Genomic DNA, 20,319 nt, shown 5'->3' with positions numbered 1-20,319 from the left:
AGATGCGCGCGAGACTTCCGGGTACGGCGTGCCGATGGCCGGCGCCCCTCCGGAGCAAGGGGGCATGTCGATGAACCACGAGCCGGTGAGGAACGAGTACCTGGATCAGGTCCGCGAGCAGCAGCAACGCCTCGAGGTGGACCTGAAGGCACGCAAGGCCGTGATGCCCATGGCCCAGGCCCAGATGGCCCCCAGGGCCGCCCGGGCCCTCGCCGCGCCCCCTCGCGAGATTCCGGGCAACGCCGTGGACGTGCGCATCACCGGCTTCTGGAGGTGGAAGACGGTCGTGGTTCCACCCAACGCCTACGTCGTGCACACCCGCCGGGGCCACGCCCAGCCCCTGCACATCGGCCTGGGCGTCTCCTTCCGCTTCAACCCGGGAACGGACTCGTTCCTCGTCGTACCGGGGGCCATGCAGACCATCCTCATCAACGCGCACAGCATCTGCCGCGAGCTGCAGGGGCTGCTGGTCCAGGGCTACGTGCAGTGGATCATCGAGGACTTCGCCACCGCGTACAAGAAGCTCGACTTCACGGACGCCGAGGACCCGATGCGGGTGGTGAACGTGCAGCTGCGCGAGCAGGCCGAGGCGGCCATCAAGGACAAGGTGGCCACCATGAGCATCGACGCGGTGCTCTCGGACAAGCAGCCGATCATCGAGGAGCTCACGGCGCGCCTGCGCCACGTGGCCGAGGGCGGCGGCGGTGGCGACAAGGGTCTGGGGCTGCGCATCGTCACGGTGCAGATCAAGGAGGCGGTGGTGAGCTCGGCGAGGCTCTGGGAGAGCCTGCAGAAGCCCTTCCGGGCCGAGCGCGAGCGCGTGGCGCGGCTGGCCACGCTGGAAACGGAGGAGGCCATCAACCACCGGGAACTGGAGGTGGAGCAGCAGCGCGAGCGGACGCGGCTGGAGACCGACGGCGAGCTGGCGATCCTTCGCGCACACAAGGAGGCGGAGGCATACGACCGCGATCAGACCGAGCGGCTGCGGCGCCAGCAGCGCGAGGAGGAGGACGCCCGGAAGCTGGCGGTCGAGCGGCAGCAATCCGCGCTCCAGACGGCCGAGCTGGAGAAGGCGCGCCTGGCGGTGGAGGCGGATCTGACGAAGCAGAAGCAGGAGGCCGAGGCCGCCCAGCGCAAGCGCGAGGCATTGGCGGCCATCGAGCTGCTCGACACGCAGCGGGCCGCGGCCAACCGGCAGAAGCGGGTGGAGCTGGAGCTGCTGGAGAACCGCCAGCGCATCCTCAACGGGCTCAGTTCGGCCAACCTCCAGGCGAGGATGGTGGAGCTGCTGCCGGCCATCGCCGAGAAGATGCCCAGGCCCCAGGAGCTGCGCTCCGTCACCATCGGAGGAGGCGCGGGAGCCCAGGAGGGCCAGGCACTGACCACCCTGGTGGCGCAGATGATGGCGCTGGTGGGAGCCATGCGACCCGAGGGCGAACCGGCTGCCCCCGAGCAGACAGAGCACCGGAAGAGCTGAGCCTCATGAGGTAGCTCCACGAAGGAGCACTCCTAAAAACCGTGCTGACACCGCGTCAATCTCCCCTCGCCCTCCGGGAGAGGGACGGGGTGAGGGTATCGGGAGAACCCGGGTTGAATCCCCTGCCCACGCAGTGGGCTACGGGTTGGAGGATTGGCCATGACAGGTCAAACCGAGCTGTTCCTCTGGCGCCGGACCGATTGGAAGGGCCGGCGCTGGGTGGAGGACATCTTCATCAACGCCTCCCCGTCCGGGTACGCGGCCATCATCAAGAGCCTGCGCCGGATGCGAGAGCATGGCCGGGAGGGGACGTGCCGCTTCGCCTCGAGGCCCGCCACCCGTGAGGACGTGGCCCGGATCTCCCACGAGACGGATCACCGGACCCTGAAGTCCACCAAGAAGAAGCCCTTCGCCGGTTTCGACGTCGCGGAGCGGCTCCGTGAGGCGGGAGCCCGCATGGAGTGGCTCGGGCCGCTCGTCATCCAGTGGAGCGCCGATGGGCTCGAGGACACCCTGCGCCTGAGCGGCCGGGAGGTGCAGCTCACCCTGGGCTCCGAGGGCCTCGAGGCGTTCATCAGCGAGTGCGAGGCCCAGAGCGCCGGATGGGGAAACGAGGGCTGCTTCGGCGCACGGCTGTCCTATGGTCTGGCTTTCGCCCCGGACTGGCTCGGCATCGAGTAGGCGTCACCGCGTCGCGTGCGCGAACACCTGCCGGGAGAGGTCCGCGATGAGCGAGCGGGCCACCTTCTCGTCGGGGATGCCGCTGGTGAGCACCACGAGGACATAGGGAGTCTTGCCAGACGGATAGACGATGGCGGCGTCGTGGAGGACGCCGGAGATCTGCCCCGTCTTGTGCGCCACGGGCGTACCCGGCGGCAGGCCCGCGGGGATCTCCAGGTTCAGCTCCTGGGCCAGGAGGATGGAGCGCATGGCCTGCGTGGAGGCAGGTGACGCCGCCTTCCCCTGCTCTATGGCGGTCATCAGCGTGGCGAGGTCCCGCGCCGTCGCGGTGTTGTTGAGGCCCTTCTGGTACGCCTTGCCATCCTCCACGCCGCGCAACACGGTCATCTGGCGGGCCCCGAGCGAGCGCAACATCTTCGTGACGCGCTTGGCGTCCACCAGGGCGATGACGGTGTTGGTGGCCAGGTTGCTCGAGCGGGTGATCATCCGCTCGACGAGCTCACGCGCTGGCACCGGCTTGCCGAGCCGCTCATAAAGGGAGGCATCCTCGTCGTCCTTGGCATCCAGGGCATACGGCGAGCCATCCACGATGGAGGCGAACTGGTTGGCGAGGGTCAGCTCCTGGCTCACGGAGAGCTTGTCGGCATCCACCTGGCGGAAGAACTCGATCATCACCGGCACCTTCATGGTGCTGGCCGCATGGAAGGAGCGATCGGCCTCCAGGTAGAGCGACTCCTTGGAGTTGCCGAGGTGTCGATAGGCGACGGCCACCGTGGCGCCCTTCACCTGGGCGATGCGCTCCTGGAGGGAGGCGCGGAGGGGGTCGGTGCCGGAGGGGGTCGCGGCGAGGAGGACGATGAGCGCGGTGGAAAGCATGGGTTCAGTTCGCCTCTCCATCAGGACTGGCGAGAACGACGACATAGCCGTCCAGGTCCTCGATCCAGATCTCCCGATGTTGCGGAGCGGGGTTGAGGCCTGACCGTGAGTCGACTGGGTGGACGCATCGAGACCTCGGAGGAGAGCACACGCGACGTGGCGTTCTCCGCCGACCGTAGCATACAAACGACTGAGAACCGGGCCTGGTCCAACGTGACGGCTCGCGCCCTACTTCGCGCTGACGCGTCAGCCCACCGGACTGACGCGCCAACGCACGGGCTGCCCTCCCTCGCCCGGAAAGCAAGACCCCCCTCGCGTCGAGGGCCCTCGGTTACGGGCAGGCACGTGCCTTGCTGGATACGGTGCGCTGTAGGGTCCCTCAACTCCTGATAGGACGCACCAGGCAATGCTCACCAAATTCCGTAACCCCCAACAAAAAGGCTTGGAAGTCGCGGTGGTACTCGCCATCGCCGCCGTTGTCATTTGGGGGGCGATGACTCTTTATCTCTCGACCTCCAACCAGCGCAGAATCACAGACACTCAAACCCTTGTCGTGTCCGCTGTCCAAAAGGTTTCTGACCTTTACGCAGGGAGGGATATCAGTGGCTTCAACGGTCAAATTGCCGTGGCCTTTGGCGTGCTACCTGAAAGCTATAAAGCCGATACTGAGAGCTACAACCTGCCCATAGCAAATGCCAAGATGACTTTTGGTGCGACAGCTTTCCATCCTGGCCCCAATTTCGGCATCATCACCACAGGTCCTCTCACCCCTGAATCCTGCATTGCACTTGGCAAGCTGAACCTTGGCGATGTCGTGAAATACGTCACCGTGGACAAGTATGTAGGCTTCACAGGAACAGATGCGACCGCTTTATCCAGACAGTCCATCAAGGATGCCAATGGCGATATTCCGATTGCCGCTATTTCCGCCGCTTGCGAAGACGGCTCTTATGTTCACTATTTTTTGACGAACTAGGGTAACCGGGGCGAGCCCCCCTTACGCGGACCCTCTGTCCGCGCGCTGGCGCAGCTCGCTCCACGCTTGATTGAGCTTGCGCGTTTCCTCCGCGGCCAGCGCCTGGAGCTTCGGCCCCAGCTGCGCCACCTTGTCCGGGTGGTACTGGGTGATGAGGGCCAGGTAGACCCGCTTCACCTCGGCCAGGGGCGTGCCCGGAGCCACGCCGAGCACCTCCCATGGGCTGCTGGGGGCGGGCCTCGCGGCGGCGGGCGGCTCGGACTCTTCGGACTCGGGCTCTTCGGGCTCGGGAGGTTCTTCCTCCACGAGCGGCCTGGCCCCGAGCTCCTCCGCGCACGCCGTGCACAGCAACAGCTCTCGGGCACCCGGGCTGGCACCCTTCTTCACTCCGGGCTGCACCGGGTGTGGCGGCTCCGGCAGCGAGTAGTCGCCGAAGCAGTCGCCACACACCATCCGCCGGCAGTGCTCGCAACGCGCGGCGCAGTCGACCTGATCGAGCGAGGCCGCGCACGAGAAGCACTCCTCGGGCAGCGGAGCCTCCTCGCCGCACGCGGTGCAGAAAGCCCAGGTGGGCTCGAGCTTCGCCTCGCACCCCACGCACACGGGCGCCCCCTCCTCGGTGGAGGGCCGCCAGCGCTGCGCCGTGGCGCACCAGGGGCAGTACGGCATCAGCCATGCCACCCTGCCCTCGCACCGACGGGAATGGCAGTCGAAGTCGAGTGCATAGCCCTCGGCGGAGTCCTGGGCTTCGTTCTCCTCCTCGAAGGACTCGCCGCAGGCCCAGCAGGCGTTGAAGGCCTCGTGCGAGGGAGCTCCACACGCGTCGCACCTGGGGTTGCCGTGCTCGGCCTCCCATTCCAGCTCCAGGCCGCAACTGGGGCAGCACCGCATCCACCGGATCGCCTGAGGGTGCGTGCAGGCCGCCTGCTCCGCCCGCCTGCGCCGGCCCGGAGGCTCGGGGAAGGACGGGGTCCCGCCTCGAGCCGAGAGCGCATCCCACAGGCAGCTGACACAGGCCTGCCTCCGCGAGCCCCGAGGCGTCTTCATGCCTTCGGGGCCCGCGTGCTGGAAGAGCACCTCCACGTCCGGCGAGCCCGAGCGCAGGCAGTGCTGGCACACCGCGTCACCACAGAGCCCGCAGCTGCCCGCGAGCCGCCGGCCACCGAGTCCCAGCAGGGCGGGCGTCAGGACCTCCAGGCAGCACGGGCACGAGGACATGGGCGCAGTATACGCCCGAGGCCAGGTGATGCCCGGAAACCGCTGCCCACGGGCGCCTGACGCGGAGCCCTTCACGGCCAGTGGATTTCCTGGCCTATCAACCTCAAAGACAGACATTCCGCCAGCCCGAGCCGCGGTGAGCGGAGGGCGGGAAGCGAAATGCTCCCCGCCGAGGAACTGGCGTGCAGGCCGTGGGGCACTTCCCCCACGGCCTTGGCGTGGCCCGGCTCAGGCCTTGAGGTCGTTCAGGCGCACCTCGCACGCCTTGCGCACCTCCTGCACGGTGGCGGGCGCGTCGAACCGGAAGAGGCCGCTCAGCTTGCGCTCCACGCGCGAGGCGCGGATCGCCGCCTTCACCGCGAGGAACACGGTGGTGGCCAGCACCAGCGGCGGCTCGCCGACCTCCTTCGAGGAGAAGATGCCCTCGGTGGCGTCCTCCGGGACGCCCGCCAGGTTGCGCGGGAAGAGGTACACGTTGAGCTCCAGCGGGATGCTGGTGGTCGCGGGCGGCTTGTAGCGCCAGGTGTTCAGGGAGTTGAGGCGGCCGGCTTCCTGGCCATCGGGCTCGAACGCCAGCTTCTCGGACAGCACGTAGCCGAGCCCCTGCACGAAGGCGCCTTCCACCTGGCCCACGTCGATGGCCGGGTTGAGGCTCCAGCCCATGTCGTAGACGAGGTCCGAGCTGAGCACCTTCACCTCTCCCGTCAGGATGTCCACCTCCACCACCGAGCACGCGGCCGAGTAGGTGAACCCCACGAACGAGTCGAACGCGCCGGGATAGGCATCCTTCTTGTCGACCAGGGGGTAGCCGGGCAGCACGGGTTGCTGCTCATACGGCTTGTAGGTGATCACCGGCACCGGCGTCTCACCGCCCCGGATGGGCGCGGTGAAGGTGGACACCAGACTCACCCGGTACTGGTAGGCCAGCGCCACCAGGAACTGCCAGATGCGCTTGGTCTGCCCGTTGACCGTCACCGTGGCCATCCACCCCTCTTGCCCGTGGTTCCAGAAGTCGATGCCCTGGCTCACGCACCAGTCGTTGCCCTGCTCCGTGCGCATCTCGTAGGCGAAGTCCCTCAGGCGCGCGGCGAGCTCCTGGCACGTGCGCTTGACCGCCTCGCCGTTGTAGGCCGTTCCGGTGGACGCTCCGGTGCTGGACGGGTTGGGGGTCACGAGCGTCTTGGGCGCCTCCACCTGGATGTACTCCAGCGGCACGTTCAGCACGTAGGCGGCGATCTGCCGGACCTGCGTGAGCAGGCCCTGCCCCATCTCCACGCCGCCCTGGTGGATGACGATGCTGCCGTCTCCCTGGAACACCGAGACGACCGCGGCGGCCTGCTCCAGCATCACCAGGTTGTAGCCCGAGCCGTACTTGACCGGCATCACCGCCAGCCCGCGCTTGCGCCAGCGGTTCTTCGCGTTGAACTCGTCGACCTCGCGGCGCTTCGTCGCGTAGTCGCACTTCTGCTTCAGGTAGGACCAGACCTCGCGGATGTAGCAGTACGAGAGCGCCTGGCCGAAGGGCGTCACGTCCCCGCGCTCGTAGAGGTTCTTCTCCCGCACGTCCTCGGGCAGCATGCCGATGGCGTAGGCCGCGTCATCCACGGCGTTCTCCAGCATCAGCTTGCCCTGGATGTCGCCGAACGCGCGGAACGCGGTGCTCGGCGCGGTGTTGGTGCGGCACACGTCGATCTGCGTCTCGAAGTTGGGGATTTGATAGGCATTGTCCGCGCGCGCCTGGATGCAGTTGGAGACGATGAACGAGCAGTCGTAGAAGGCGCCGCCGTCTCCCCACATCTTGTTGAGCAGGCCGCGGATGCGCCCCTTGTCCCTGGAGTCCACGTCGCCGCGATCGATGGCGATCTGGTACTGGGAGAAGTAGGCGTGGCGCTTGCCGATCATCGCCGTGTCCTGCTCACGCGAGAGGACCAGGCGCACCGGCCGTTTGATTTCATGCGCGGCGATGGCCGCCGCTCCCACCACGAAGCGGGTCTGCTCCGTCTTGCCGCCGTAGCCGCCACCCACCGGGGGGACCTGCACGTCGATGCTGTTGTAGCGAGCGCCCAGCGCCATGGCGGTGGTCTGGTGCATCTCCATGGGGCTCTGCGTGGAGGGCCGCACCATCATGCGCCGGCCATCCAGGGGCTCGGCGATGGCCGCCTGCGTCTCCATGTAGAAGTGCACCTGGCCGCCGCACGCCTGGGTGCTCTCGACGACCTGGCAGGGAATGCCGTCCAGCGTCGCCTGCCGGTTGACGATCGTCCGGTCCACCTGCTGCTCGGGCTTGTTCTTGGGGGTGACCCAGCCAAACCGGCTGCCATTGCGCGTCACCTTCCAGACGTGGGTGACGAAGGCGGCGGCTTGGGGCCAGTCCGGGTAGATGCTCCCCAGACGGATGGCGTCCTCCAGGCTCAAGATGGGCTGGGACCACCACGGAGGCAGGGGCCTGTCGTCTCCCTTCGGTGGCGGGACCGGGCCGTAGGCGACGCACGTGTCGGTGACGTACTGGGCGATGCGCTCGGCCAACTGCTCGGTGTCCGCGAGCACCAGCGCGAGGGACTGGCCCACGTAGTCGACCCGCCCCTCGGCGAAGATCGGCTGATCGGCGCCCATGCCCTGCTTGTTGATCTGCCCGTTCTTGAAGACCTCGCAGGTGATGAGGTCCACGAAGCCCTCGTAGCGGCTGGAGAGGTGCTCGCGCAGCTCGCTCGTCTCGCGCGCCTTGTCGCTGCCGGGGAGGACGAATTGGAAGCTGGCGAGCGCCCGCCGGCTCTGGACGAAGGAGGCATTGACGGTCCGCGGGGGGACCGGCAGCTCATGGGTGTAGTGCAGCTGCCCGGAGGACTGCTCCATCGCGGTGATCTTGATGTACGGCTGCGAGACGGGAGCCTTGTAGCTCTGGATCTCATACTCCTGGATGCCGTCGCTGACGGGCCAGTGGCCCCAGGTGATCTCGCCGGCCGAGCGGATGGCCGGGGGGACGGTGGCGCCACGCTCGTCCATCGCGTTGACCGCGGCCTTGTAGAAGAAGGCCGTGGCGAGCTGCACGCGGTACTCGTCCGTGAATCCCTCCGAGGGCAGGCCCTTCATGCGCGGGGCCTGGCGCGCGAGCTCGGCGCTCACCTCGGCGGCCAGGATCTTGGCCAGGGCCGGGAGGGTGGCCAGCGACAGCGGCTTGTCCCGCAGGGCCTTCTCCGTCTTCCGGGCGCGCCACGGATAGGGAGCGATGCCGCCGAAGACGAGCACCGCCACCTCCACCTCCATCGTCTTGGACAGGCCCAGGCGGCTGGTCGCGTTGAGGATGCTGTGCGCGTTCACGTCGCGCAGCGCCACCTTCTGGGCGAGCACCACCTCGTTGCGCTTGCCGAAAGGCAGGTGGTAGGCGAGCAGCACGAGGGAGTCGGCCAGCGCGGGCCTCGCTGCCACCCGCTCCACCAGCGCCTGGACGGTGGCGCGCTGGGGCTGGGCGTTCTCCCCCTGCTGCGTGTCCAGGAACTCGATCTCCGCGTCGATGGCGGCCAGGGCCGTGAAGGCATCCGAGGGGAACGGCTCACCGGTGCCCTCGGCGATGTGCTTGAGCACCAGCATCGAGTTGCCGCCCAGCGACGCGGCGTTGCGCACGATGCGGCCCGCGGTCCGCCGCGCCATGAAGCGGGTGGCGCCCAGCCGCGTCGTCTCCGAGTAGTCCGTCTCCCCATCCTTCCGGGCCTTCGCCTCGCCGCGCGAGAGCATCGTGCTCTCCAGGACGCGGATGAGCTCGCTGTAGTTGATGCCCGCCCCGACGCGCAGCCCGGTGTCCGTCACCCTGGGCGCCACGTTGAGCTCCGGGATGAACCGGACGTCCAGGAAGAGCTCCGTCTCCAGGTACTCCTCCTTGTAGATGCCGTAGGAGGTATTGGAGTGGACGAGGCGGACCTTCTCGCGCTGGTTCTCGCGCATGAGGCGGGCCAGCTCGGACAGGCTCGCCGGGGTCAACCAACGGCGCGAGGTGCCATCCAGCGAGACGCCACTGGCGGGCGCCCGGGCCTCGGGGGGAAACGGAATCACCACGTTCGGCGTCGGCAGCTGCGACTGGACGGCATCATCTCCCAGACACTTCATCCGGTTCGCTTCGTCCTCCTGGGTCCAGTTGGAGGCGAAGGTCTTCATGCCGGTGAGGATGGAGCGGTAGCCCGTGCACCGGCAGATGTTGCCGTCGAAGATGTCCTCGATCTCCCGCTTGGTGGCCTTGGGGTTGTTCACGATGAACTCGGACATGTTCATCACGAAGCCCACGGTGCAGTAGCCGCACTGCGTGCCGTTGTTGATGGCCAGGCGGTGGGCCACGGGGTTGATACCCTCGTGCGAGAACTCCGAGGGATGATCCGGCACCTCCTCGCGCAGCTTCGCCGTCAGGGCGGCCTTGGGCCGGGCCTTGTTGACCTTCCGGATCACCTCGAGGCGCTTGGCGTTGGCCGCCTCCTGGGCGTTCACCAGCGCGGGCGGAGGCGGGAGCGCCGTCTGCGGCACCACGGCGGCCCGGAAGTAGGTGGCGGAGTGGCTCAGGTTCTCGGGGTTGGGACGCCGCGCGGCACCGGTGCCCTCCACCGTCGTCACCACCAGGCCCTCCAGCGCCAGCACCGGACGCAGGCACGAGTTGATGGCGCGATGCTCGGCGCGGTTCTTCTTCTCGTTCCAGTTCGAGAGGATGACGGTGCAGCCGCCGCATCCGCCCTGGCCGCAAGGCTTCTTCGGGCCCGCCAGGCCCACTTCCGGAGAACGGAGGTAGTCGATCAACAGAAGATCCGGCGATGGATCCTCGAGCGTGACCGCCCTGCCATTGAGGAAGAACGACACCTGCTTCGTCATGAAGCCGCCTTTGGTGAACGAGAGGGGGGCGAGGCTAGTTCTCTGCTTCTGACGGAGCAAATTGATTGAGCTTGCGCGTTTCCTCCGCGGCCAGCGCCTGGAGCTTCGGCCCCAGCTGCGCCACCTTGTCCGGATGGTATGGGGGTCCCAGCAGCGGGGCGGGCCGACGGTCCGGCCATGGTAGATTGCCGGACCATGTCCAGCGGAAAGACAGTTTCGGATCGCCCCATCGGACTCCCCATCCGCACGCTCTTCATCGAAGTCGTGGGTGGCCCGGATCAAGGCGCGTCCCACACCGCGGGCGACGAGACGGTGACGGTGGGGACGGCGGAGAGCAACGAGCTGCGCCTGACGGACCCCACCGTGTCCCGGTACCACCTGGAGCTGTCCCGCAAGGGAGACCGGGTGGCGATAACGGACCTGGGCTCGACCAATGGCACGGGGGTGGGAACCGCCCTCCTCGAGCGGGGGACTGTCGCCCCGGGGACGATCGTCACGCTCGGGCGGACGTCGCTGCGGGTGGGGGATGGGCCCACGCGGACGCTGTCCCTCCATGACTCCGGGGCCCTGGGGCCACTGCGAGGCCAGAGCGCGCCGATGCGGCGGCTGATGGCGCAGATCCTCCGCGCGGCCCAGACGGACGCCTCGGTGCTGCTCCAGGGGGAGTCCGGCACGGGCAAGGAGCTCATCGCTCGCGCCCTCCACGATCAGAGCCCGCGGGCCCACAAGCCCTTCGTGACGCTGGACTGTGGCGTCATCTCCCCCGGCCTGGTCGCCAGCGAGCTGTTCGGCCATGAGCGCGGCGCCTTCACGGGAGCGGACCGGCGCCACCTCGGCGTCTTCGAGCGGGCCCAGGGCGGCACGCTCTTCCTGGACGAGATCGGCGAGCTGTCCCCGACACTCCAGACGGCGCTGCTGGGAGTGCTGGAGCGCCGGCGCTTCCGGAGGCTCGGGGGCACGGAGGAGCTGTCCGTGGACGTGCGCGTGGTGAGCGCCACCCACCGGGATCTCCGCGCCGAGGTCAACGCGAACACCTTCCGCCTGGACCTCTACTACCGGCTCGCCGTGGTGAGGCTCGAGGTGCCCCCGCTGCACCAACGGGAGGAGGACATCCCCCTGCTGGTGGAGCACTTCCTGAACGAGGCGGGCTACGCCGGACCGGTGGCGGCGCTGGTACCACCGCCGCTGATGGCCACCCTCCAGACGCACCGCTGGCCGGGCAACGTCCGAGAGCTGCGCAACTACGTGGAGGCCATCCTCGCGATGGGAGAGCCTCCCTCCCTGGAGCAGACCGCCGGGGGGCCCGGCGCGGCGCACCCGCCCCCGGCTCCCTCCGTCGTGCTGCCGCTGGAGCACAGCTACCGCGAGGCCCGCCAGAAGGTGCTCGGGGACTTCGAGGTCCAGTTCCTCAAGGCGCTGATGGAGCGGGCGGGGAGCAACGTCTCACTGGCCGCGCGGCTGGCGCAGATGGACCGGAGCTACCTCATTGATCTGCTCCACCGGCACCAGCTTCGCTGAGGCTCAGGGCCTCCAGTGCAGATCCCCCGAGGCGCAGACACGGATGCCCTGGGCGCACTGCTCGGTGAGGGTGTCGAAGCCCAGGTACACATCCCCCTCGATGGCGTTGAGCTCCACGGGACAGCTATAGGCACACCCGACCAGCTCCTCCTCACGCAACGCCGGCACGGTGCCGCCGCTGGCCAGAAGCGCTTCGCAGGGCTCGAGGGTGGCGGTGACACGGACGATGATGAACTCACCTGGCGCCTCGCTGGAGACAGGGGCGCCCGAGAGGTCGCGCAGCGCCTCGTGGATCTCCGCGCGCGCCTCGGGGCGCTCCAGGCTGGCGATGTCCGGCAACGGGGCGGGGATGCAGACGCGGTGCTCCGGTATCACCGAGCACGGATGGTCCGCGCACCAGCGGATGAGCTGCCCCGAGCGGCACCCTGGCAGCCCTCCCAGCCGGATGAAGTCGACGACGAGCGAGGAGGGCACCTGCCCTCCCCCCGCGGGGACCGCCCGCGAGAGCAGGTAGGAGCCATCGTCTTCCCGGCACAGGAAGCCGTCGAGCCCCTCGCCCTCGTCGCCGAACGTGAGTCGCACCTGCCGCACCTCTTCACAACCGGTGAGCAGCACCAGGGCCAGGAGCCCTTCGAGGAGCAGCCGCTTCAAAACCTCACCTCCGTTCGCACGGGCCGCTGCCAGAGCAGGGCCGCGGTGGTCGCACCGGCGACGGCCGCGGCCACACCCACGGCGAGCCAGAACTCCCTGCGCCGATAGAGCGCGGGCGCTGGCTCGACGAGGCGGCCCTGGAAGAGCAGATCCCTCAGGGCGCCCTCCACCGTCTCGGGGAGCAGCTTCGTCCGCGCCTGGCGCTCCGTCCGAGCGGCCACGCGCCCATCGATCGCCAGCGCCCCGCGCAGCCGGTAGCCCTCGCGCTCGGCCTCGGCGGTGAGCAGCACGAGCCGGGGCGCTCGCAGCGCGTTGGAGAGCAGGCGCAGCGAGCCAGCGGAGTCCAGGTCCGCGGAGAGCGCGCCGTAGCGCGCCGCCCACTGGCTGGCGGCGAGCTCGGGCGAAGCTGGGAGCGTGGTGAAGGCCACCGCCAACTCGGTCCCCTTGGCCGAGATGACCTGGACCGCGCGCTGTCGTCCCTCCGCGTCGACGCGAACCACGTGCCGGCCCTCCAGTGCATCGAGTGAGCACGGAGCCACGCAAACGCCGAACCGGCCATCCAGCGAGACCTGCGCGGGTCCGAAGTCGGAGGTGACGCGCAGCGTGGTGCGCGCCCGGGCCGCGCCGGCCTCGGCGCCCTTGACGAGGACGCGGCCCACCTCGGGGGGCAGCACGCCGATGTCCGCTGGGATCTCCAGCCCGAGGACGCCCAGCTCCGAGGCCACCTGGAGCGCCGCCTCTTCACGTCTCGAGCCCACCTGGCATGCGACCTGCCAGAGCAGCAGCCGGGCGACGAGCTGCCGATGGCCCTGGCTCAGGGCCTTGGGGAGGACGCCCTCGTCGCCGAGCACCTGGAGGCAGTCAGCGAACTCGGCGTCGATGTAGTGCCGCCGCGCCTCTTGCAGGTGCCGCTCGAACTCCAGGAGCTGGGAATCATCCCCGCGCCGGGCGGTGAACGAGAGAGGCTCGGCGAGCCGTACCGTCACGGGCAAGCCGGTGGGCCCGCCGAGGAGCCAATCCTGGAGGGAGGTGCGCGCCTCCGGGGCTCCCACGACGAACAGGGTGATCGCGGGACGGGACGGTGTGGGCTCGGCGGCGAGTGAGGCGTTGCCCCAGAGGGCCAGGAGCAGGGAGAGCGCGAAGGCGCGCTGGCGGGCAGACGGCGCGAGGCGTCTGGGGCGAATTGGATGGAGACTCACCTCCAGGGGGTATAGTGCAGGCCGGGCCTCGCGCAACAGGTACCTCTCAGGGGTGGTGTGGAAGCGTGGAGTGGGGTGGACGCTATCGACTGATCCGGCAGCTCGCGTGCGGCGGGATGGGAGAGGTGTGGGAGGCGAGCGCGGCGGGGACCGAGGGGTTCGCGCGGCGCGTGGCCATCAAGCGGCTGCTCCCCGGGCATGAGCAGGAGCCCTCGCGGGCACGGATGTTCGTGGACGAGGCACGGATCGCCAGCCAGCTGCACCACGCCAACATCGTCTCCATTCTCGACTATGGCGTGGAGGAAGGGACGCCCTATCAGGTGCTCGAGTACGTGGACGGAGTGGACGCCGAGCGTCTGCGACAGCGCGGGCTCGAGGCGGGAGAGCTCTTCCCGGTGGAGCTGGCGCTCCACGTGTGCGCCGAGGTGGCCCATGCGCTGCGGTACGCCCATGAGGCGAGGGATGCGGCGGGGCAGCCACTGGGGATCGTGCATCGGGACGTGAGCCCGTCGAACATCCTGGTCTCGTGGACGGGGGATGTGAAGCTGGCGGACTTTGGCATCGCGCTGGCCAGAGACAGGCAGGAGCGCACGCAGGCGGGGTTGACGAAGGGCAAGCCGGCCTACATGTCACCGGAGCAGGTGACGCGCGGGGAGTTGGATGGGCGATCGGATCTGTTCTCGCTGGGGTGCGTGCTGCACGCGCTGGTGGCGGGGAGCAGCCCGTTGGCGGGCGAGGATCCGATGGCGGATCTGCTGGCGGGCAAGGAGCTGGAGCTGGCGGGGGAGCTCCCCGAGGACGTACGAGCGCTCATCGCGCGAGCGGTCCGGAGGACAAGGCACCAGCGGTTCCAGAGCGCCGCGGAGTTCGCGGAGGCCACGAGCAAGGTGCTCGTGGCCCGAAGCGCTCGCTCGGGGCGTGTGCTGCTGAGCGAGTGGATGGCTCGGGTGCGCGCGAAGGAGGAGGGCCGCGCCCGTGCCGTGTCGGGGTGGGCGGGCTCGTTCCTGGAGGTGGAGCAGCTTCTGGGGGGAGTGGTGGCGCGGGACCCCGAGACCGGGATGGGCGTCACATCTCCGGGCGCGCCGACCGGGCCACTCCCGCCCCCCGCGGAGCACCGGGTGACACCGCGGCGGCCTCCGCGCTGGCGGTGGGCATGGCTCGCCCTGCTCATGCTGGGAGGTGCCGGAGCCCTGAGCCCCTGGCGGCTCGCGCGGCGGGAGGACGAGCCGTCCCAGGCCGCACCGGTCCCGGTGTCTCGTGAGGTCACGAGGCCGCTTACCCCGGAGAAGTCGCGGGAGGCCGCGGCCGGGAGTCCACCGCCCGCCCCGGTGGAGGCGTCCGCGGCACGTGTCGCTCCGCGAGAACAAGCGAGCCCCTCGAAGCGGGCGCCTCGTGCCAACCCGCGTCCGGCCCGTCAAGGCTCGGGAGCGCTGGCGGTGGGAGGGGAAGGCGCGTTGCGTGCGAAGGTCATCATCGACGGCGAGCGAAAAGGACACGCTCCCCTGCTCATCGAGCTTCCCCTGGGCGAGCATGTCCTGGAGCTCGAGACACCCGAAGGTCTCCGGATCGGCCCGGAGCGGATCCAGCTCACCGAGTTCCACACGCCCGTTGCTCCGCTGCGCTGGGTGGTGCCAGCCGACGCTCCCCTCCCAGCCCGGAGATGACCCAGGGGTGGCCGCGGAGCCGTCGTCCCTGGGAGGCGCTCCAACCCCGTGCGTCGGCGCGGCTCGGGTTGTGGTGCATGATGTTCTGTTCGCCCGTGTCGCTCAGGAGGTCGGTCGTGCCGTCGGTCTCGACGGAATGGTAGAGGCCGAGGAAATGCCCCAGCTCGTGCGCGAGGACGCGGGCATAGGCGTCGAGTGGCCAGGGAGTCGGGCCCGCGGCGAATGAGTCGCAGCGCAGGCCGGGCATGAAGACCGCCGACGCAGGACCGGCGCCTCCCCCCACGCGAGGGGTGAAGCCGTTGACCGGCGTTGGCGGCCCGAAGAAGGGATCGTCGTACTGGAGGCACCCGGCGAAGACGACGTCGACCGTGGCGTCCAGCGCGGGCGGCGCGCGCTCGAGCAGGGCCTCGAGCTCGGCGAGCCCGGTCGTCCAGAAGCGCGTCTCCGAAGGCACGTCCGGGAGCTCCGCGACCGCGTCCAGCGTCACCTCCAGACCCGCTTCCTGGAGCTCGTCGTTCAAGCGCTCCAGCAGCTCGCGCTGCCGCTCGGGTTGCCCGAGGAGCATGGAGTGCTGGGACACCAGGAAGCGCAGCGAGAGGCGTCCGCGCTCCGGAAGACGCTCGCGCGGCAGCCAGGCCAGTTGGAGCCGCTGCCCACCCCCGGTCTCGACGGGGGTGAGCGTCTCGCAGTCCATGAGCCCGAAACGCACGGCAAGGCCCTCGCTGGGCGTGAAGCCCTCGCCGCTGGGGAGGACGATCAACGCCTCGTCCCGTGCGAGGGAGGTGCGCACCGCGCAATCGGTGCAGTAGGGGCCCGCTTCTCGCCCGGTCACCCAGGCCCGGCCCGCGGCGTCCTCGAGAGAGGCGAGCGCGAAGCAGGTGTCCGGCTCGCTCTTCACCCACAGCGCGACGGACTCCCCATCGAACGGCGGGATGGAGAGCGCCGGCGTGAGCCCGCCCGCCCCGAAGGCAACGGGCTCCGCCGTGAGCAAGGGCCCTCCCCCACCGCACGCCACGAGCCCCACGAAGGCGGCGCACGTGGCGAAGGCTCGCCTCCTCGAGGACGTCATCGCATGAACTCGCGCAGCTCCCTGGGAGTCACGAACGCTCCGATGCGCTGTTGGAGGTGGACGTTCGGCTCCTGAGGGAAGTGGGCGGCCAGGACGCGGCGAGCCTCGAGCTGACCGCGGGCGCGGCCTACCCAATCGATCACCGCCGCGCGCTCCTCCGGGCTCGAGGCGCTGGCGAGCCTCCTTCCAGCCAGGGCCAGCTCATCCCGCGTCAGCTCGAGCTCCGTTCCGGGAGCCATCTTGCTCAGGCTCCGGAGGATGGCGGTGCTCACCCTCGCGCTCGACTCGCTCTCGAGCTGGGAGACGAGGAGCGGCCGGGCGACCTCGGGCGAGAGGTGGCCGAGCGCCTCGGCCGCGCGCCCCCGCAGGGCGGGCTGTCCCGTCCGCAGCCGCTCGTCGAGCTCGGCACCGAACGCGTCGTCGCCGCTGTTGCCGATGGCATCCAGGACGGCGAGCTCCTCGTTGCTGCCGGTGGCGCGCTCCAACTCGCCCCGCAGCGCCGTATGCAGCTCGGCGCGCAGCGGATCGCCGGGGCGGGTGCGTCTCGCCATGCTCCCCAGCCCGAGCAGGCTCACGTTCGCGACCATGGGCGAATCCGACGCCCGTACCTGGGTGAGCAACAGGTCCGCCGCTCGCCGCGATGGTTCGCCGTGGTCGGCCAACGCCGACGCCGCCCGGCTGCGGTCGAGCGCCGAGAGGTCCCCGCTGACCAGCGCGTCCGCGAGCACCTGCCGGGACTGCTCGGTGCCCGCCAGCTCGAGGGCCAGGAACAGAGCGGAGTGCGCCACCTCGTCGATGGCCCCGCGCCGCAGATCGGCCAGCAGCAGTGCGCTCTCCCGCGGGTGTGCGCGAAGCCACCCCGCCAGGAAGCGCGCGGCGGGGAACACGGCGCTCTTCCCGCCCTCGAGGAAGAAGGCGAGGAAGCGGGCGCGTGCCGCGTCGGGGTCGAGCGAGGCGAGCGCCGGGTCCACGGGCGGCGGCGACTGGGGGTCTGCCTGGAACACCTCCGCGAAGTCCGCCTCCCCGGGCGACACCGAGTCGCTCACGGAGACGAAGCGCGCGTCCTCGCGCACCAGGCGGAAGCGGAGCGCGAGGCCCTGCGGGGCCTCTCCAGGAAGGTGGAAGCGAACCGTCTCCTGGCCCTCCATGCGCCGCACCCAGCCGCCGCGCTCGGAGTCGAGGTCCGCCTCGGCCCGCGCGCCGAGCACCTGTACACGCAACCCCAGGCGCCGGGCGGTGTCGTCGAGGTGGTAGCGTGGCTTGGTGCGGACGATGCGGGTCGTGCCCCGAGAGGAAGTGTCACGACGGTACTCCGCGGTGTACGCGCCCACCGCGTCGCGCTGCTCGGCCTCCCAGTGCGTCGAGTCGTCGCGCGGCAGCACGAGCTCGAAGCCCTGGAGGAGCGTGGTCACGAGGCGGCGGCTCGCACCGCTCCAGCGCGGGGAGAAGCCGATGCCAGCGAAGCGGCACGTCGTATCCATCCGCACGTAGAAGGGGCTGTCCTCGAGCTCCGCGGCGCTCACCCGCTCTCCGGAGAGCGCCTGCTCGAGGACCACGGAGCTCAATGCGGCTCGCAGGAGCGCGGGGTGGCCCTGGCGCGCCTCCTCGACGACGACCCAGCTCAAGAGGCCTCGGAAATGGTCTTCCGGCCGCGGGGAAGGGGCGGCGTCGAGCGTGGCGCTGGACTCGAGGGCGAAGGCCGCGGTCTCCTGGCGCTCGAAGCGGCACCCGGGGGCGCCCGGATGGGGCGTCCCGGGCTCTCCACGCGTCACGGACGACGGCGCCCCCGCCGTCATGTCATCCCACGGCCAGGCCACGAGCCCCAGTGCGGCGAGCCCCAACCCGGCCACCATGCCGATCATCCGCCTGCTCACTGGAGGACCTCGGAGACGTCCATCGAGCGGTCGAGCAGCGTCCGGGTGAAGCGCTTGGAGCCGAAGCTGAAGAGGTTCACGCGGAGCGTGCGGCTGAAGCGGCGAATCCCGACCCGGCCCACGATCGCGACGTCTCCGCTGATGAGCTGCATGCCGAGCGTCCAGTTGGCGTTGCCGAGCACCATCAGGCCCCCGTCCTCGCGCTGGCCAAAGGCGAGCGAGGCCTCGAGCGGGAAGTCGGTGTTGACGAGCTTGAGGTCGGCCACCACGGCGGCCTTGACGATGCGGAGGTTGATGCCGCCCTCGACCGAGGCGGTGAAGTTGAACCCGGGGGTGATCGTGCGCGAGATCGCCCCGCACCGGCCGAGCGCGTCCGCGCTCTGGAGCAACGACGCGCACCGTGCGGTGTCCGTCGAGATCGAGAGGCTGTCGTTCGTCGTCAAGCCCACCTCACCGCCGAGGCTGATCTGGAAGCCGACGCGGACGGGACCGAAGCCGAAGCCGAGGTTCGGAAAATCGAAAGACTTCGCCGTCGAGAACTCCTCCTCGTGCTGGAGGATGGACTTGCTCTCGGAGACGCTGTGGATGCGCTGGTTGAACGCGTCGACGGTGATCTCATAGCCCGTCTCCGCGGCCTCCACGCCGAGCGTGGCTTGCCCGACCGCACGCGCGATGGTGACCGAGTATGGACGTCCGAGCTTGCCCTCGAGCTCGACCTCGCCCTCGATGCGGCTGGAGGCACCGGCACGATCGAGCCGGTTCCGGGTCAACATCCGCACCGCGACGCTCATGCGGTCCGAGCTCCCGAGCTGGCGGGTGAACTCCTCGTCGAATCCAATCGACGTCGCGGCGGAGGAGTCCGGGGTCTCCCGTACCAGCACGATGGGGAGGGTGCGACAGTCGCTCGTGTTCGCCTCTCCCGCGTTGCCCTCCTGCGCGAAGTCGGCCGTGAAGCAACCCCTCAGCGAGAACTGGCTGACCTCGGCCCACGCGCCATTCTCTTCCAGGGCGGCGCGGGTCTCCCCCTCGGCGAAGAGCTCATGGGCGAACGTGTTCGAGGTGCCAGGGAGGAGCCGCTCGATGACGATCTCGTCGACGCGGCCGTTCTCCCGGTTCGGATCCCCCACGGTGAGCGGAAGCCAGCCGCTCTCCGCGCTGGCGGGCGCGAGCTCGTACCGGAGCAGGGCGCGGCCGGGCATGGCCGTGAGGGTCCCAAGCTCCGAGGGGTCGAGGCCGAACTGGAGGTCCTCGGTGATGCCTGGAGCGCTCGCCTCGAGCTCCGGCGGCACGGCCTCGGGAGCCAACCCCGAGATGTAGGGGTCACGGCCGTTGACGACGAGCGTCGACTCCACGACCAGGCTGGGCTTGAGGTCCTCCTCCGTGGCGGACGGGTCGGCGTACGGGAGGATGGCCACCGATGAGGCGGGATCCATGTTCTCGTAGCGAATGTCGATGAGTTTTCCGCTCCCGTCGGCCGGAGTGGGCTGGATGTCGACGGGGTAGACACAGCCCCGGTTGACGTCCGGCGACGCCGGATCGACGGCGCTCCGGCACGCCTGGTTGGGCTCCGCGCCGCGAGCCGCTTCGGTGAAGGAGACCGCCGGGTAGTCGATGCCGGTTCCCGGTTCGTCGCCGTCGAAGGCGACGCGCAGGTTCACGGTCTTGCCGATCAGCGCTCCACACAACGAGGTCGGCCAGATGAAGCCGTTGAAGATCTGCTCCTGACCATTGCCCACCAGCGTGAGGTCGAGGGCGCTGGAGGCGCACTCGATTGGCTCCTCGGGGTTGGTGGGGGTGGCCTCGACGAAGCTGAAGCTGACGGCGACGTTGCGGGTCGCGGGCGCGGCCGGGTCGAGGCTCGTCGCCGTGATGCCGAACTCGATGGGCACGCGGTTGTTCACGAAGACAGGCTGGCTCAGGTCGTAGCGCGGTTTGAGATAGGTCAACCGAACCTTGGTGAGGCACACGCCGTTGGCGGCGCTATCGGGGCACACGGGGGGAGGCGGAAGCTCTTCCGGCGTGCCGCCACAAGCGCTCGCGGCGAAGACGAGGAGCGTACCGATGGCGCGAGACCCCAGCCAGGAGCCGCGACCCATGCCGGACAACAAGGACTCCACAAAGCTCTTCATGATGGACCTCGGAGAGGGTGCTGCGTTGGTCGGTCCGAGGCATAGGCAACCGACGTGCCAGCGCGCCGAGCCGTGCGGTTTCAGAGGCGAACGTGCGGGGTGTCATTGGAGGTTGGCCCCCACAGGTGTCGGCGGCTCC

At 69.5% G+C, this 20,319-nt stretch carries 13 protein-coding genes; 5 read left to right on the top strand and 8 right to left on the bottom strand.

Going from position 1 to position 20,319, the window contains the following annotated elements; genetic code table 11:
- Positions 1-64: 64 nt before the first annotated feature.
- The gene (locus Q664_RS27535) at positions 65-1,477 is read left to right on the top strand and encodes an SPFH domain-containing protein (protein WP_075207528.1); all 1,413 of its coding nucleotides are present in this window, start codon (positions 65-67) and stop codon (positions 1,475-1,477) included.
- A gap of 159 nt (positions 1,478-1,636) precedes the next feature.
- On the top strand, positions 1,637-2,158 hold the full coding sequence (locus tag Q664_RS27530; RefSeq protein WP_043402202.1) for a hypothetical protein: 522 nt from the start codon (positions 1,637-1,639) through the stop codon (positions 2,156-2,158).
- Between the two features lie 3 nt (positions 2,159-2,161).
- On the opposite strand, the gene Q664_RS27525 is transcribed toward Q664_RS27530, so the two are convergent.
- Positions 2,162-3,034, bottom strand: coding sequence for a serine hydrolase (locus tag Q664_RS27525; RefSeq protein WP_043402200.1), 873 nt, complete (start codon positions 3,032-3,034; stop codon positions 2,162-2,164).
- 406 nt (positions 3,035-3,440) lie between these two features.
- Between Q664_RS27525 and Q664_RS58095 the strand changes: the two genes are divergently transcribed.
- Positions 3,441-4,010: a hypothetical protein gene (locus Q664_RS58095; RefSeq protein WP_152622373.1), complete on the top strand. Its 570-nt coding sequence runs from the start codon at positions 3,441-3,443 to the stop codon at positions 4,008-4,010.
- A gap of 21 nt (positions 4,011-4,031) precedes the next feature.
- Here Q664_RS58095 and Q664_RS27520 read toward each other — a convergent pair whose 3' ends face one another.
- Complete coding sequence (locus Q664_RS27520; protein WP_043402248.1) at positions 4,032-5,228, bottom strand: J domain-containing protein; 1,197 nt, start codon at positions 5,226-5,228, stop codon at positions 4,032-4,034.
- 228 nt (positions 5,229-5,456) lie between these two features.
- Complete coding sequence (locus Q664_RS27515; protein WP_043402246.1) at positions 5,457-10,076, bottom strand: molybdopterin cofactor-binding domain-containing protein; 4,620 nt, start codon at positions 10,074-10,076, stop codon at positions 5,457-5,459.
- Between the two features lie 195 nt (positions 10,077-10,271).
- On the opposite strand from Q664_RS27515, the gene Q664_RS27510 reads away from it, so the two are divergent.
- On the top strand, positions 10,272-11,594 hold the full coding sequence (locus Q664_RS27510) for a sigma 54-interacting transcriptional regulator (protein ID WP_052518734.1): 1,323 nt from the start codon (positions 10,272-10,274) through the stop codon (positions 11,592-11,594).
- A gap of 3 nt (positions 11,595-11,597) precedes the next feature.
- On the opposite strand, the gene Q664_RS27505 is transcribed toward Q664_RS27510, so the two are convergent.
- The gene (locus Q664_RS27505; RefSeq protein WP_043402196.1) at positions 11,598-12,245 is read right to left on the bottom strand and encodes a hypothetical protein; all 648 of its coding nucleotides are present in this window, start codon (positions 12,243-12,245) and stop codon (positions 11,598-11,600) included.
- Entirely contained in the window at positions 12,242-13,444 is a 1,203-nt protein-coding gene (locus Q664_RS27500) for a PEGA domain-containing protein (protein ID WP_043402193.1), read from the bottom strand. The genes Q664_RS27505 and Q664_RS27500 overlap by 4 nt, the downstream gene beginning before the upstream one ends.
- A gap of 65 nt (positions 13,445-13,509) precedes the next feature.
- On the opposite strand from Q664_RS27500, the gene Q664_RS27495 reads away from it, so the two are divergent.
- A complete protein-coding gene (locus Q664_RS27495) occupies positions 13,510-15,108 on the top strand; it encodes a serine/threonine-protein kinase (protein ID WP_075207527.1) in 1,599 nt (532 codons plus the stop codon).
- Here the strand turns inward: Q664_RS27495 and Q664_RS27490 are convergent.
- Genes Q664_RS27490 through Q664_RS27480 form a run of 3 tightly spaced genes read right to left on the bottom strand, consistent with a single transcriptional unit; the run spans position 15,032 to position 20,180 of the window.
- Complete coding sequence (locus Q664_RS27490) at positions 15,032-16,177, bottom strand: M43 family zinc metalloprotease (protein WP_043402187.1); 1,146 nt, start codon at positions 16,175-16,177, stop codon at positions 15,032-15,034. The two genes, Q664_RS27495 and Q664_RS27490, sit on opposite strands and share 77 nt — an antisense overlap.
- Positions 16,174-18,051, bottom strand: a complete 1,878-nt coding sequence (locus Q664_RS27485) for a hypothetical protein (RefSeq protein ID WP_152622371.1) — start codon at positions 18,049-18,051, stop codon at positions 16,174-16,176. The genes Q664_RS27490 and Q664_RS27485 overlap by 4 nt, the downstream gene beginning before the upstream one ends.
- Complete coding sequence (locus Q664_RS27480; RefSeq protein ID WP_043402179.1) at positions 18,048-20,180, bottom strand: hypothetical protein; 2,133 nt, start codon at positions 20,178-20,180, stop codon at positions 18,048-18,050. The genes Q664_RS27485 and Q664_RS27480 overlap by 4 nt, the downstream gene beginning before the upstream one ends.
- Positions 20,181-20,319: the final 139 nt, after the last annotated feature.

The sequence above is a fragment of the Archangium violaceum Cb vi76 genome, assembly GCF_000733295.1.
In the GTDB taxonomy this organism is placed as follows: Bacteria; Myxococcota; Myxococcia; order Myxococcales; family Myxococcaceae; genus Archangium; species Archangium violaceum.
The sequence above is the reverse complement of the archived record's forward strand: the minus strand, read 5'-3'. Positions and strand labels throughout refer to the sequence as shown.

What these genes read in the sequence shown, in the direction of transcription:
- Q664_RS27535 (WP_075207528.1), top strand. Translation starts at nt 65, where the DNA reads ATGTCGATGAACCACGAGCCGGTGAGGAACGAGTACCTGGATCAGGTC.
- Q664_RS27530 (WP_043402202.1), top strand. Translation starts at nt 1,637, where the DNA reads ATGACAGGTCAAACCGAGCTGTTCCTCTGGCGCCGGACCGATTGGAAG.
- Q664_RS27525 (WP_043402200.1), bottom strand. Translation starts at nt 3,034, where the DNA reads ATGCTTTCCACCGCGCTCATCGTCCTCCTCGCCGCGACCCCCTCCGGC.
- Q664_RS58095 (WP_152622373.1), top strand. Translation starts at nt 3,441, where the DNA reads ATGCTCACCAAATTCCGTAACCCCCAACAAAAAGGCTTGGAAGTCGCG.
- Q664_RS27520 (WP_043402248.1), bottom strand. Translation starts at nt 5,228, where the DNA reads ATGTCCTCGTGCCCGTGCTGCCTGGAGGTCCTGACGCCCGCCCTGCTG.
- Q664_RS27515 (WP_043402246.1), bottom strand. Translation starts at nt 10,076, where the DNA reads ATGACGAAGCAGGTGTCGTTCTTCCTCAATGGCAGGGCGGTCACGCTC.
- Q664_RS27510 (WP_052518734.1), top strand. Translation starts at nt 10,272, where the DNA reads ATGTCCAGCGGAAAGACAGTTTCGGATCGCCCCATCGGACTCCCCATC.
- Q664_RS27490 (WP_043402187.1), bottom strand. Translation starts at nt 16,177, where the DNA reads ATGACGTCCTCGAGGAGGCGAGCCTTCGCCACGTGCGCCGCCTTCGTG.
- Q664_RS27480 (WP_043402179.1), bottom strand. Translation starts at nt 20,180, where the DNA reads ATGAAGAGCTTTGTGGAGTCCTTGTTGTCCGGCATGGGTCGCGGCTCC.